Source organism: Serratia sp. BNK-4, from assembly GCF_048685115.1.
Lineage (GTDB): Bacteria > Pseudomonadota > Gammaproteobacteria > Enterobacterales > Enterobacteriaceae > Serratia > Serratia bockelmannii.
Window position 1 is genome coordinate 2,839,030 of sequence record NZ_JBLQTM010000001.1, and the last position, 14,153, is coordinate 2,853,182.

Annotated in this window: 7 protein-coding genes; all 7 read left to right on the forward strand. The window is 63.1% G+C overall.

The annotated features are described in order from the left end of the window. The 7 genes from tssF to ACMGGW_RS13740 all read left to right on the forward strand — a co-directional run bounded on the left by tssF (nt 1) and on the right by ACMGGW_RS13740 (nt 14,153). Nucleotides 1–1,887: a type VI secretion system baseplate subunit TssF gene (gene tssF / locus ACMGGW_RS13710; RefSeq protein ID WP_025303301.1), complete on the forward strand. Its 1,887-nt coding sequence runs from the start codon at nt 1–3 to the stop codon at nt 1,885–1,887. Further along, nucleotides 1,884–2,954: a type VI secretion system baseplate subunit TssG gene (gene tssG / locus ACMGGW_RS13715; RefSeq protein WP_049206010.1), complete on the forward strand. Its 1,071-nt coding sequence runs from the start codon at nt 1,884–1,886 to the stop codon at nt 2,952–2,954. Before tssF ends, tssG begins: the two co-directional genes overlap by 4 nt. Before the next feature lie 56 nt (nt 2,955–3,010). Continuing rightward, on the forward strand, nt 3,011–5,668 hold the full coding sequence (gene tssH / locus ACMGGW_RS13720) for a type VI secretion system ATPase TssH (RefSeq protein WP_197832289.1): 2,658 nt from the start codon (nt 3,011–3,013) through the stop codon (nt 5,666–5,668). Nucleotides 5,669–5,717: 49 nt separating this feature from the next. Then, nucleotides 5,718–7,163, forward strand: a complete 1,446-nt coding sequence (locus ACMGGW_RS13725) for a protein kinase domain-containing protein (RefSeq protein WP_197832290.1) — start codon at nt 5,718–5,720, stop codon at nt 7,161–7,163. A 142-nt stretch (nt 7,164–7,305) separates the two neighbouring features. After that, nucleotides 7,306–9,234, forward strand: a complete 1,929-nt coding sequence (locus tag ACMGGW_RS13730; protein ID WP_043138722.1) for a type VI secretion system Vgr family protein — start codon at nt 7,306–7,308, stop codon at nt 9,232–9,234. A 54-nt stretch (nt 9,235–9,288) separates the two neighbouring features. After that, nucleotides 9,289–9,729, forward strand: a complete 441-nt coding sequence (locus ACMGGW_RS13735; protein WP_043138725.1) for a DcrB-related protein — start codon at nt 9,289–9,291, stop codon at nt 9,727–9,729. A gap of 2 nt (nt 9,730–9,731) precedes the next feature. After that, the gene (locus ACMGGW_RS13740; protein WP_127146024.1) at nt 9,732–14,153 is read left to right on the forward strand and encodes an RHS repeat-associated core domain-containing protein; all 4,422 of its coding nucleotides are present in this window, start codon (nt 9,732–9,734) and stop codon (nt 14,151–14,153) included.

Consider the following 14,153-nt stretch of genomic DNA (forward strand, 5'->3'; position numbering starts at 1 on the left):
ATGGACAGTAAACTGTTAGACTATTACAACCGCGAGCTGGCCTATCTGCGTGAGATGGGCGCCGAGTTCGCCGAACAGTACCCGAAGGTCGCGGGCCGTCTCGGCATGCGCGGCATCGACGTGGCGGACCCTTATATCGAGCGCCTGATGGAAGGCTTCGCCTTCCTCACCTCGCGCGTGCAGCTGAAAATGGACGCCGAGTTCCCGCGCTTTTCTCAGCGCTTGCTGGAGATCATCTACCCCAATTACCTGTCGCCGACGCCGTCGATGGCGATCGCCGAGCTGCAGCCGGACAGCAGCAAAGGCGACATCAGCAACGGTTTCGTGGTGCCGCGCGGCACCATGATGGACAGCCAGACGCTGAAGAAAAGCGGCATCACCTGCAGCTACACCACCGCCCATGACGTCACGCTGCAGCCGGTGCGCATCGCCGGCGTCGAGCTGGGTGGCATTCCGGCCGATATCCCGCTGGCCTCGCTGGGGCTGCAGCACAGCGGCTGCGTCAGCGCGCTGCGCATTCGGCTCGAGTGCTACGAAAGCGTAACGCTCAACAACCTGCAGTTGGACCAATTGATGTTTTACCTGGCCGGGCCGGACATGCAGGCGCAGCAGCTGCTGGAGTTGCTGATGCAGCACAGCGTCGGGCTTGTCTGCCAAACGGTGGAGGCGCAACCGCAGCGGCGGGCGCTGGCGCTGGACGGGCTGCGGCAGGAGGGCTTCGCCGCCGAGCAGGCGCTGCTGCCCAACGACCTGCGCAACTTTGAAGGCTACCGGCTGCTGCAGGAGTATTTCGCCTTCCCGGCGCGCTTCCAGTTTTTCAGCGTCAACGGCCTGCGTCCGCTGCTGCAGAGCGTGCGCGAAGGGAAAAAGGCGCTGCGCCAGTTCGAGATCGTGGTGCTGCTGGATCGGCACGACGCCGCGCTGGAACGGGTGGTCGACGTTGCCCATTTGGCGCTGCACTGCACGCCGGTGATCAACCTGTTTCCGAAGATCGCCGAACGCATCGCGATCAACGAAAAAAACCACGAATACCATCTGGTGGTCGACAATATCCGGCCGCTGGATTACGAAGTGTTCTCGGTGCAGCGGCTCGGCGGCAGCGCCAGCGAAAAACGCTACGAGCAAGAGTTTCGGCCGTTTTACAGCACCCTGAGCGCGGACGACGGCAACTATGGCGCCTACTTCTCGCTGCGGCGCGAACAGCGCACCCTGTCGGAACACGCCCGCCGCTATGGCACCCGCACCGGCTATGCCGGTTCGGAAGTGTTCGTATCGCTGGTGGACGAACGGCAATCGCCGTGGCACAGCGATCTGAAATACCTCACCGCCGACGTGTTGTGCACCAGCCGCGACCTGCCGTTGATGTTGCTGCAGCAGGATCAGGGCAACTTCGTGATGCCCGATTCAATCCCGATCAAGCAGGTCTCGCTGCGCAAAGGCCCCACCCCGCCACGCCCGGCGCTGGCCGAAGGGATGATCACCTGGCGGTTGATCAGTCAGCTGCAGCTGAATTACCTCAGCATGATGGACGGCGATCCGGAACAGGGCGCCGCCAGCCTGCGCCAGTTGCTGGGGCTGTATGGCAACCTGAGCGAGCCGGCGATCGCCAAACAGATCCAGGGCGTGCGCCACTGCAACCTGCGGCCGGTCTATCGGCGAGTGCCTGAACCCGGCCCCATCGTGTTCGCGCGCGGCATCGCCATCGATCTGACGGTCGATGAGCAGGCGTTCTCGGGCAACAGCCCTTACCTGCTCGGCAGCGTGCTGGAGCGCCTGTTCTCGCGCCTGGTGGCGATGAACACCTTCACCGAGATGACGCTCTCCAGCCAGCAACGCGGCGAAATCGCCTACTGGCAGGCGCGCATGGGCAAAAGGACGCTGATATGAACGCGGAGATGATCGCCACCGAACTGGCGCCGCCGCAGATCAACGCGCTGTATCGCCTGCCGGACGACTTTTGGCCGCGGCTGCGCAGCGCGCCTTACAAGCACGATCTGTTTCAGCTGCTGCGCCGCATCGACGCCCAGGGCGGCCAGCCCTACCTGCTGGGACGCGCACCGCTGCCGCGTCACGAGATGCTGCGCCTGGGGCAGGAACCTTCGCTGTCGTTCGCACCCTCCACGCTGGCGCAGGTGACGCCGCGCGCCAACAGCCCGCTGCACGACGTTTCGATCTTCAGTTTCGGTCTGTTCGGCCCCAACGGGCCGCTGCCGCTGCACCTGACCGAATACGTGCGCGAACGGGTGTATCACCATCAGGACACCACCCTGCTGGCGTTCACCAATCTGTTCCATCACCGGCTGACGCTGCTGTTTTACCGCGCCTGGGCCGACGCGCAACCGACGGTATCGCTGGATCGCCCGGACAACCGGCGCTTCGACGAGTACCTGTCGAGCCTGATCGGCCTCGGCCAGCCGGCGCAGCAGGAACGCGACAGCATCAACGCCCACGCCAAACATTTTATGGCCGGTCATCTGATTCGCCACAGCCGCGATCCGGAAGGCCTGAGCAAGATTTTGCAGCAGTATTTCAAGGTGCCGGTGCGCATCGTCGAGAACGTGCCGCACTGGCTGCGGGTGGAGCCGCGCGAGCAGGCGCGGCTCAAGGCCGGACGCGGCGCGCCACGGCTAGGCGAGTCGGCTTTTCTCGGCATCGCGGTGCGGGATATCCAGCACAAGTTCCGCATCGAGCTGGGGCCGATGCCGCAGCGGGACTATGACCGCTTCCTGCCCGGCGCCGATCTGTGCCGGCAACTGCGCGACTGGGTGCGCCAATACCTGGGCATCGAGTTCGTCTGGGAAGTGCGCCTGATCCTGGCGAAGGAACAGGCGCACGGCATCCAGCTCGGCGGCGCGCAGCGATTGGGCCTGAGCAGTTGGCTGGCCGACCATCGGCGACAGCGCGATCTCGACGATCTGATCTTCAGCCCTGAACCGCTGGAAAACCCGTTCTGACCCTATTTCGGCCGACGCCCTGCGGCGCCAGGCCACTCTGAGACCTGAGGAAAACCATGTCTGAAATCAGCCGCTCGGTATTATTTGGCAAACTGGATAGCCTGTTATTCACCTCTCTGGAAAGTGCGACGGCGTTTTGCAAGCTGCGCGGTAACCCCTACGTCGAACTGGCGCACTGGCTGCATCAGCTGATGCAATCGCCGGACGGCGATCTGCAGCAAATCGTTCGCCACTTCGCGCTGGACGAGGCGCAATTGGCGCGCGACATCGTCGAGGCGCTCGATCGCCTGCCGCGCGGCGCCAGCGCCATTTCCGATCTGTCCGAGCACATCGACAGCGCAGTAGAACGCGCCTGGGTCTATGGCTCATTGAAATTCGGCGCGGCGCGCATCCGCGGCGGCCACCTGCTGCTCGGTATCCTGAAAACCTACAGCCTGCGCCATCTGCTGAAGGCCATTTCCCCGCAGTTCGAGCGCATCAACGCCGATCTGTTGATGGATCAGTTCGCCGCCATCACCGCTCACTCGGCGGAAAACGCCCAGGATGCGCCGGCGGAAAGCGGCGCCGAGAACGTATCCGGCGCGCCGCGCAACGGTGAAAGCGTGCTGGCGCAGTATGCCCAGGATCTGACCGCCAGAGCGCGCAACGGCGAGATAGACCCGGTGGCCGGCCGCGATGAGGAAATCCGGCAAATCATCGATATCCTGATGCGCCGCCGCCAGAACAACCCGCTGCTGACCGGCGAGGCCGGCGTCGGGAAAACCGCGGTGGTGGAAGGCCTGGCATTGCGCATCGTGGCCGGTGACGTGCCGCCGCAGCTGCGCGACGTGAAACTGTGCCTGCTGGACATCGGCATGCTGCAGGCCGGCGCCGGCGTCAAAGGTGAGTTTGAAAAACGGCTGCAGGCGGTGATCGACGAAGTGCAGTCCAGCCCGACGCCGATCATTCTGTTTATCGACGAAATTCACACCCTGATCGGCGCCGGCGGCGCCCAGGGCACCGGCGACGCCGCCAACCTGCTGAAACCGGCGCTGGCACGCGGCCAGCTGCGCACTATCGGCGCCACCACCTGGTCGGAATACAAGAAATACATCGAGAAAGACCCGGCGCTCACCCGACGTTTCCAGGTGGTCCAGGTACAGGAGCCGAGCGAAGACAAAGCGCTGCTGATGCTGCGCAGCACCGTCAGCCCGCTGGAACAACACCACCGCGTGCTGCTGCTGGATGAAGCGGTGGACGCTGCAGTGCGGCTGTCGCATCGCTATATTCCTGCACGCCAGCTGCCGGACAAAGCGGTGGCGCTGTTGGATACCGCCTGCGCGCGCGTGGCGGTCAGCCAACATGCCGAGCCTGCCCAGGTCGAAGACTGCCGCCACCGCATCGATGCGCTGCAGATAGAGTTGGATATCGCCCGCCGCGAGACCAAGGTCGGCATCGGCGATCCTCTGCGCCCGCAGGAGATTGAAAACCAGCTGACCACGCTGCGCCAGGAGCTGGAACAGCTGACCGACCGCTGGCAGCGGGAGCTGGCACTGATCCAAGAGATCATCACACTGCGCGCCCAGTTGCACCAGCAGGAAGCGGTGGAGCCTACCGGCGAAGAAACGCAGGCGACCCCTGACGCCGACGCGCTGCGCGCCCAGCTGAGCGAACTGCAGCAGCAGCTGGGCGCGCTGCAGGGCGAAGCGCCGCTGATCTTCGCCGCCGTCGACGCCAACATCGTGGCGGCGGTAGTGGCCGACTGGACCGGCATCCCGCTGGGCCGCATGGTGAAAAACGAGATTGAGGCGGTGCTGCAACTCTCCGACACCCTGAACCAGCGCGTGATCGGCCAACGCCATGCGCTGGATCTGATCGCCCGCCGGGTGCGCACTTCGCGGGCGCGGCTGGACGATCCGAACAAGCCGGTCGGGGTGTTCCTGCTGGCCGGGCCGTCCGGCGTCGGCAAGACCGAAACCGCGCTGGCGCTGGCGGAAACCCTGTACGGCGGCGAGCAGAACGTCATCACCATCAACATGAGCGAGTTCCAGGAGTCGCACACCGTTTCGACGCTCAAAGGCGCGCCCCCCGGCTATGTCGGCTACGGCGAAGGCGGCGTGCTGACCGAGGCTGTGCGCCGCCGCCCATACAGCGTGGTGCTGCTGGACGAAATCGAGAAGGCGCACCCGGACGTGCATGAAATCTTCTTCCAGGTGTTCGACAAGGGCTGGATGGAGGACGGCGAAGGCCGCCATATCGATTTCCGCAACACCATCATCATCCTGACCTCCAACGTCGGCACCGATCTGATCGCCGGGCTGTGCAGCGATCCGGAGCTGCTGCCGGAACCGGAGGCACTGAGCGGCGCGCTGCGCCAGCCGCTGCTGTCGGTGTTCCCGGCCGCCTTGCTCGGCCGCCTGCTGGTGGTGCCGTATTACCCGCTGACCGACGCCACGCTGGGCAACATCGTGCGCCTGCAGCTGGGGCGCATCCAACGTCGCCTGGCGGAGAATCACGATATCGTCTGCACCTTCGACGACGCGGTCATCGAGCAGATCGTCAGCCGCTGCACCGAGGTGGAGTCCGGCGGCCGCATGGTCGACGCCATCCTGACCAACACCCTGCTGCCGCAGATCAGCCACACCCTGCTGACCGGCAGCGCCAACGACCAGCGCTATCGCCAGCTGCATATCGCGCTGCAGAACCACGAATTCATTTGTCAATTTCAGGCATAACGCCGCGGCCGCCGAGACGGCGGCCCTTTGAACACAGAGAGTCATCACTATGTCGGGAACCGGGATAACCAAACCGAATTCGAACAGCCTGCCGAGCGGCTATCGATTCAATGAATTCGAGATCCAGGAAGCGATCGGCGAAGGCGGCTTCGGCATCGTCTACCGCGCCTACGATCACCAACTGGAACGCACCATCGCCATCAAGGAGTACATGCCAACCTCGCTGGCGAAACGCAACGACGATCTCAGCATCGGGCTGCGCGGCGAGCGCTTCGGCAAAACCTTCCAGGCCGGGCTGAACAGCTTTATTCAGGAGGCGCGCCTGCTGGCGCGTTTCTCACACCCCGGCCTGTTGCACGTACTGCGCTTCTGGGAAGAGAACGGCACCGCCTACATGGGCACCCAGTTTTACAGCGGCACCACGCTGAAGAACCTGCAGGCGCAGCAGCCGGAGAAGATCGACGAGGCGTGGATCCGCCGGCTGCTGCCGCCGCTGTTCAGCGCCATCAACACCATCCACCAGGAAGGCTATCTGCACCGCGACATTTCGCTGGATAACATCCAAATCCAGGAGAGCCAGCTGCCGGTGCTGCTGGACTTCGGGTCGGCGCGTAAAGAGATCGGCAACCTGTCGGACGAAACGGAGATCATGCTCAAACCGGGCTTCGCGCCGATCGAGCAGTACACCGAAAACAGCGACGGCGAACAGGGGCCGTGGACCGATATCTACGCGCTGGGCGCCGTGCTGCACACGTTGATCGTCGGTTCGCCGCCGCCGGTCAGCGTGGTGCGCAGCATCGAAGACAGCTATCAGCCGCTGGCCGAGCGCCGCCCCGCCGGTTACTCGCCGGAGCTGCTGCGCACCGTCGACCGCGCGCTGGCGCTGAAGCCGGAAGACCGCCCGCAGACTATCGATGAAATGGCCGAGCTATTGCATCTGCCGATCGCCGATGAAAACGAAATCATCAGCACCCCGGCCGCCGCGCCGGAGAGCCTGCTGGTGGCCGCCAACCCGGCTGCTGCTGCCGCGGCCGCCGGTGCCGTTACCGCGCGCAGCACCCAATTCTCGCGGCCGATGATGGCCGGCGCCAGCGTCGCGGCGCTGCTGGTGATCGGCGCCGTCGCCTGGCTGAGCGGCGGCAAGGACGATACCCAGGCCGTGGCCCAAAATACCGAGGCGTCACCGGCGCAGAAAACCCTGACGGAACAGCCGAGCGCGCCGCAAACCGCACAACCTGTGCCGGCGGAACCAGAAAAAGCGCCGCCGGCCGCGCAGCCAGTGGCGTTGGTGTACTTCAAACTGCAGCCGGGCGAGCAGGTCAGCCTCGACGGCAAGCCGCAGCAGGTAACGCCGGGCGAAAATGGCTTCGCCAGCCTGAATCTGGCGCCAGGCCGTTATCAGCTGGAGATCCGCCACAACGATCGGCTCCGCCGGCAGCAACTCAGCATCGACACCGTCGGCACCTGGCTGGTCAATCCGGCCACCGCCGGTTAATCCCGTTCTGAAACTCCGCCTCGGCGGGGTTTCCCTATTTCATGAGACTGACGCACCGCTGCCCATCCTCATTGGCCGCGCGGCAAGGCCGCTGCAACGCCGGAGTATGCAGGGCATGACGTCAATCACAGAGGACGTTCTCATGTTGGACCGCATTATTGCGCACACGCCGCTGGGCCAGGAGCAGCTGCTGTTCCGCTCACTGGACGGCATCGAAGCGCTTTCCACCCCTTTTGACTTCTCTATTGAATTGCTGAGCACCGACGCGCGGCTCGATCGCAAAGCGCTGCTCGGTCAACCGCTGACGCTGGAGATCCCAACCCAGGGCTTCCTCAGCGCCCCGCGCTACCTGAACGGCAAGATCACCGCCATCGCCGTCAGCAGCGAAGAAATCGGCGGCACCCGTTACGCGGTGTATAACCTGCACGTGCAGCCGGATCTGTGGCCGATGATCAAAGACCGCAATTTCCGCATCTTTCAGGAACAGACGGTGCCGCAGATCGTCAAGACCCTGCTGGCGGAGCACAACGTGCAGCTGGAAGATCAGCTGACCGGCGACTATCGCCTGTGGGGCTACTGCGTGCAGTACAACGAAAGCAGCTTCAACTTCATCAGCCGCCTGATGGAGCTGGAAGGCATCTATTACTATTTCAAACACGAGATGGGCAAACACACGCTGGTGCTCGGGGACGCCCCCCACCATCACCAGCCCTATCCCGGCTACGAGATGATCCCCTACCACCTGACGCCGTCCGGCGGCAGCACCAGCGAGGAAGGCATCAGCCAGTGGACGTTGTCCGATCGCGTCACGCCGGGCATCTACAGCCTGGACGACTACGATTTCCGCAAGCCGAACGCCTGGCTGTTCCAGGCGCGGCAAAACCCGGTCTCGCCGACGCCGGGGCAGATCGACGTCTACGACTGGCCGGGCCGCTACACCGAGCATCAGCAGGGGGAGTTCTACGCCCGCGTGCGCCAGGAGGCCTGGCAGGCCGAGCATCAGCAGATCCGCGGTACCGCCACCGCGCTGGGCATCGCTCCCGGCAGCACCTTTGCGCTGTATAACGCCCCGCACGCCGACGACAACCGCGAGTACCTGACGCTGCAGGCCAACTACCATCTGAAAGAGAACCGCTATGCCAGCGGCGACGATCAGAGCAGCGAACACCGTATCGACTTCATCGTGCTGCCGGCGGACGTGCCCTGGCACCCGCCGCAGCAGGCCACCTGGCCGAAAACCCACGGGCCGCAGACCGCCCGGGTGGTCGGCCCGGCCGGCGAATCGATTTGGACCGACAAATACGGCCGCATCAAGGTGAAGTTCCACTGGGACCGCTTCGGGCCGAAGGACGACGGCAGCTCCTGCTGGGTGCGCGTCTCCAGCGCCTGGGCCGGTCAGGGCTACGGCGGCGTGCAGATCCCGCGCGTCAACGACGAAGTGGTGGTGGACTTTATCAACGGCGATCCGGATCGGCCGATCGTCACCGGGCGCGTTTATAACGAAGCCAGCATGCCGCCGTGGGCGCTGCCGGCCGCCGCCACCCAGATGGGCTTTATGAGCCGCACCAAGGACGGCACCGCCGACAACGCCAACGCCCTGCGCTTCGAAGACAAGGCCGGCGCCGAACAGGTGTGGATCCAGGCGGAGCGCAACATGGACACCCAGGTCAAAAACGATGAGAGCCACACCATCGATAACGACCACACCCACCTGGTGGGCGGCAACCAGATCAAACGGGTGGTGCTCAATCAGGCCACCGGCGTCAAAGGCGACGCCTCCGCGCTGACCGGCAAAACGCGCAGCGACGCCGTGGTTAACGCCTTTACCCTCGGCTCCGGCGAATCGCTGCGGCTGGAGTGCGGCGAAAGCGTGATCGAGCTGCTGGCGAACGGCCAAATCAACATCACCGGCACCAGCTTCAATATCACGGTGAAAGAGGACGGAGAGATCAATACCGGCGGCCAGTTGGATCTCAACCAGCCTGGCGGCGCCGCACGCACCGCGGCACCGGGCGGCGGCCATCAGGCGGCGATCCAGAGCGCCGTCGATCAGCTGTTCCCGAAATCCTGATGCCGACGCGGCCCTGCGCCGCGTCCTTTCCCCTGATTACTTGCAAGGACATCCATGGATTACCTTTTCCAGGAAGGCCATTTCACCCTCCCCGCCATCGCCTGGCAGGACTGCACGGTCAATATTCTCAAAAACCCGCAAACCGGCGCCTCGCTGGTCATCACCCGCGGCATCATTCCGCAAGGTGCCACGCTGGAGGACGAATTCGAGAAGCAGTGGCAAGCACTGCTGCCACAGATCAGCGATTTGCAACAGTCGCCGCGCCGGCGCATCAGCGCCGGGCCGCAGGGCCATCTCAAGGCGATTGAAGTCTCCAGTCGCTTTATCCGCGCCGGACACCACCATCATCAGCATCAGTTGGCGGTGCAGCCGGACGAGAGCCAGACGTTACTGATCGTCACCTATGCCGCCATGCGCCCCTTCACCCCCGAGGATGACGCTCACTGGCAGCAGGTGAAAGCGTCGCTGGTCTTGACCGAACACAGTGAACAATAGCCATGGCTGAGATCTGGGCAGCAAGAAAGGATGATGAACTGATCCACACCAGCGCGTTGGCGGACATCGCCAGCGCCGTCGCCGAAGTCGCGGTGTATGCGGTGGCGACCGCCGCCGTGTCCGCAGCCGCCGCCGCCGCAGCGCCGGCATTGGCAGGGGTGGCGGTGCTCGGCGCAGCGGCGACGGCGGCCTCCGGCTGCGTCGGCGCCGGGCTGATCGTCGGTTTTGCCACCAGCCTGACCGGCGTCGGAGAACATATCAGCAACGGCTGCGACGCCGTGGCCAACTGGCTCTTCCCGCCTTCCGTCTCCGGCGTCATTCTCACGGGCTCCCCCAACGTCTTCACCAACGCCAAACCGGCGGCACGCGCCGCAGGTCGTTTACTCACGCCCGCAGAGATCAAAGCGTTACCGGCGCCACAGCCGCCGCAAAGCTTCTGGGATTATGGCGCCGAGCTGCTGGCCGCCGGCGGTAATATCCTCTCGCAGCTATGGCAGCCCGGCGTCGCCGGCCCCAGCCAGCCCAGCCAACCGCTGGAAGAAGATAAAATCAGCTGCGACAAACACCCGCTTCCGCAATACCTGGCGGAAGGCTCCAGTAAAGTATTTATCAACGGCCAACCGGCCGTACGCAGCAATGACCGTTCAACCTGCGAGGCGAAAGTCTCGACCGACGTCTCCAAAAATGTGCAGATCGGCGGCGGCACGGTGGTGGTACGCGACATCAAGAGCGGCAAGCTGCCGGGTATCGGTTTGGCGCTGACCGTGCTGCCGCTGCTGCTCGGTAATCCGGCCAAGCTGGTTAAGAACCTGCCTTGCATGATCGGCGGCGGTCTGGCGGCGGCGGGCGTTAACGCCCTCGGCGAAGCGATCCACGCCGCCTTTAACCCGGTGCATGCCGCCACCGGCGCCAAGGTATTGAACGACGAAGAAGATCTGGACCTGTTGCTGCCGGCGCGCTTTCCGCTGATCTGGCAGCGCAATTACAACAGCCGCAATGGCTATCAGGGACTGTTTGGCCACGGCTGGCGCACGCCTTTTGAAATTTGGGTCGATCTTAACGACCGGGACGGCGTCATTGAGTGTTGCCTGCATGATGAAACCGGTCGTGAGCTACGCTTCCCGCTGCCTGAGGTGAACCAGCCGAGCTTCAGCGCCGGTGAAGGGCTGATGTTCCGCCGCGGTGAAGAGGGACAGCTGCTGATCGCCGACACCGACGGCAGCGTCTGGCGGCTGTTCGTGCCGCTGCCGCAGACCCCTTCCCGCCTGAGGCTGGTGTCGTTGAGCGATGAGTACGATAATGCGCTGCTGCTGAACTACGACGAACGACAGCGCCTGAGCCACATCGTCGACAGCGCCGGCACCATGACATTGCGGCTGGAATACGGCGATCCGCGCTTCGACGATCGCGTCACCGCCTTGCGGCATAACGACGAACCACGCGTGCGCTACCGTTATGACGACGGCGGCGATCTGCATCAGGTGATCGACGCCGGCGGCCTGGTCACACGCGAATTTCACTATAACGCCCAACACCTGCTGACCCGCCACCAACAGGCCGGTGGGCCCAGCTTCGAGTATCACTGGGCGATGTTCGACGACTGGCGCGTGGTGGAACACCGCGACAGCGCCGGCGGCGGCTGTACAATCGACTACGATTTGGCCGCCGGGTTAACGACGGTCACCGAGAATGACGGCTTGCGGCACCAGCACCGCTGGAACGCCCAACGGCTGATCGTCGAATATACCGACGAGCGTGGTGAGGTCTGGCATTACCAATGGAATGACGAAGACATGCTGATCGCCACACGCGATCCGCTCGGCCACGGCTGGCATTTCCGCTACGATGAAGCCGGTAATCTGGTCGAGGAAGAGGATCCGCTCGGCCATATCCGCCTCACCGGTTGGCTACCGCAGCGCGCACTGCCGATCAGCGTCAAGGAGCCCAACGGCGCCACACAGCATTTCTACTACGACGAGCGCCATGCCTTGATTGCCGAGATCGATGCGCTCGGCCATACCCAGCGCTACCTGCGCGATGGCTATGGCCAGGTGGTGCAAGCCGTCGACGCCAACGGCGGCATCAGCCATTTCGCTTATGATGAGCACGGGCAATTATTGCGCGCCCGCGATTGCTCCGGCAAACAAACCCTCTACAAATATACGGCTCAAGGCTGGCTCAGCGAGGTGACCGACGCCGCCGGCGAACGCGTCCATTACCGCTACGATGCCGCCGGCCGCCTGACACAGCTGCAGCGCGCCGAGGGCTGGCAAGAGACGCTGAGCTGGAACGCGCAGGGCCAGCTGGATCGCTATCAGGGGGCCGATGGGCGCCTGACGGATTATCGCTATGACGCAGCCGGCCGCCTGCTGGCCACGCGCAATCCGCTCGATGGCGAGGTGGTGCGCCACTACGACGCCCGCGGCAGATTAACGGCGCTGCGCAACGAGAATGCCGAAAGTTACCTGTTCCATTGGACGGCCTGCAATCTGTTGCAGGAAGAAATCGGGTTGGACGGCGTCAGCACCCGCTATCGTTACGACGAATGCCGCCGGGTCGTCGAGCGCCGCTTCGCCGCCAATACCTCCGCCGCCTTCTCGCACTATTTCAACCATGACGGCGCCGGCCAACTGGTGAGCAAACAGACGCCCGATGGAGAAACCCGCTACCGCTACAGTCCGCTCGGCCAACTGCTGCATGCCGCCAGTGACCGCGGCAACGCATGGCATGACGAGCCGACAACGGCTCAGAGCGAGGTCAGTTTTGACTATGACTTGCTGGGGCGGGTAACCCGTGAACAAGGTGCCAACGGTACGCTGCGCTATGATTACGATCCGATGGGTAACCGCACGCAAACCACCTTGCCCGACGGACGCGCGCTGCGCGCGCTGTACTACGGCAGCGGCCACCTGCTGCAGCTGGCGCTGGACGATATCACCCTCAGCGAGTTCGAGCGTGACAATCTGCACCGCGAGCTGAGCCGTACGCAGGGTCGCCTGACCAGCCGAGTGCATTATGATCGGCTGGGGCGCAAAGACCGGCGGGAGATCTTCAATGACAACCGCCAGCGCCCGGCGCCGGCCAGCAGCTCGCGCCAGTGGTCCTACGACTATCAAAACAACCTGACGCGCGAAGAACACAACGCCAACCCGTTCTCCTACCAGCGTTATCAGTACGATGCCACCGGTCGATTGCTGAGCCGGGACGGCACGCTGCCGGATACCGAGCGCTACCGGTACGATCCGGCATCCAACCTGCTGGATGAGGGGCAATTCCGCCAGCGGCACAACCGCGTACTGCATTATCAGGGAATTGATTACCGATACGATGTCTTTGGCCGCACGGTGGAAAAACGCAAAGGCCACTACCGTTGGCAATATCTCTACGACGCCGATCATCGCCTCTGCGAGGTGGTGCGCTACAGCCAACATCGCAGCGAAGCCCAGCAGCATGTGCAGTTCCACTATGATCCGCTCGGGCGGCGCACGCAAAAGCGGGTGTGGCAGCAAAGTCAGGATCTGCGCCAACCGGCCGGCAAATGCCAAACCACCACGTTTTTGTGGGAAGGTTTCCGGCTGCTGCAGGAAACTCGCGACGGCATGCCCCTCACCTATGTCTATGCCGATCAGGGCAGCTATGAACCTTTGGCGCGCATCGACGGCCACACGCCGGCCCAAGTATTTTACTTCCACACGGCGCCGAACGGCGAACCGGAAAGCCTGACCGACAGCGACGGAACGCTGCGCTGGCAGAGTCACAGCAGCGCCTGGGGCCGCATAAAGTATGAGGAAAATCAGCAAGATCTGGATTATTCCCAAAACCTGCGCCTGCAGGGGCAATACCTGGATCGGGAAACGGGATTGCACTACAATTTGTTCCGCTATTACGATCCGGATATCGGCAGATTTACCCAGCACGATCCGATAGGTTTGGCCGGCGGGATCAACCTGTACCAATACGCGCCGAATCCGCTGGGTTGGGTGGATCCTTGGGGATGGAAGCCACGATGCGCAGCAACCAAAGCCAACGATCATAATCAGGCAGCTTTTGGTCGACAATGGCAAGGTCGAGGTATCTACAAAGGACGAGACTCTTGGTCAAATATCATGTTGAAAGAAGGTGACATTGTTTATGGCGGCGCTCCAGGGCAATCTGGTTTTTACTTCAACAAGGCGACGCTAGATGCTGCAGGTGGCAGTAGAGCCAAGCTATGGGAAAGTTTGCAGGTGCTTCCACATGAAAAATTTGGTTATAGATCTAAAATACAAGCATATAGAGTAAAAAGAGAAACGATTGCAGGAACAGGTAAAGCGATATCTCAAGACCCAACGAGATTCGGCGAAGGCGGAGGAACTCAATTTTTCCTTTCTAACTATAAAACTGTTCTTGAGCCAATTGATAAGCCTTTTGAAATTGGATTGTAA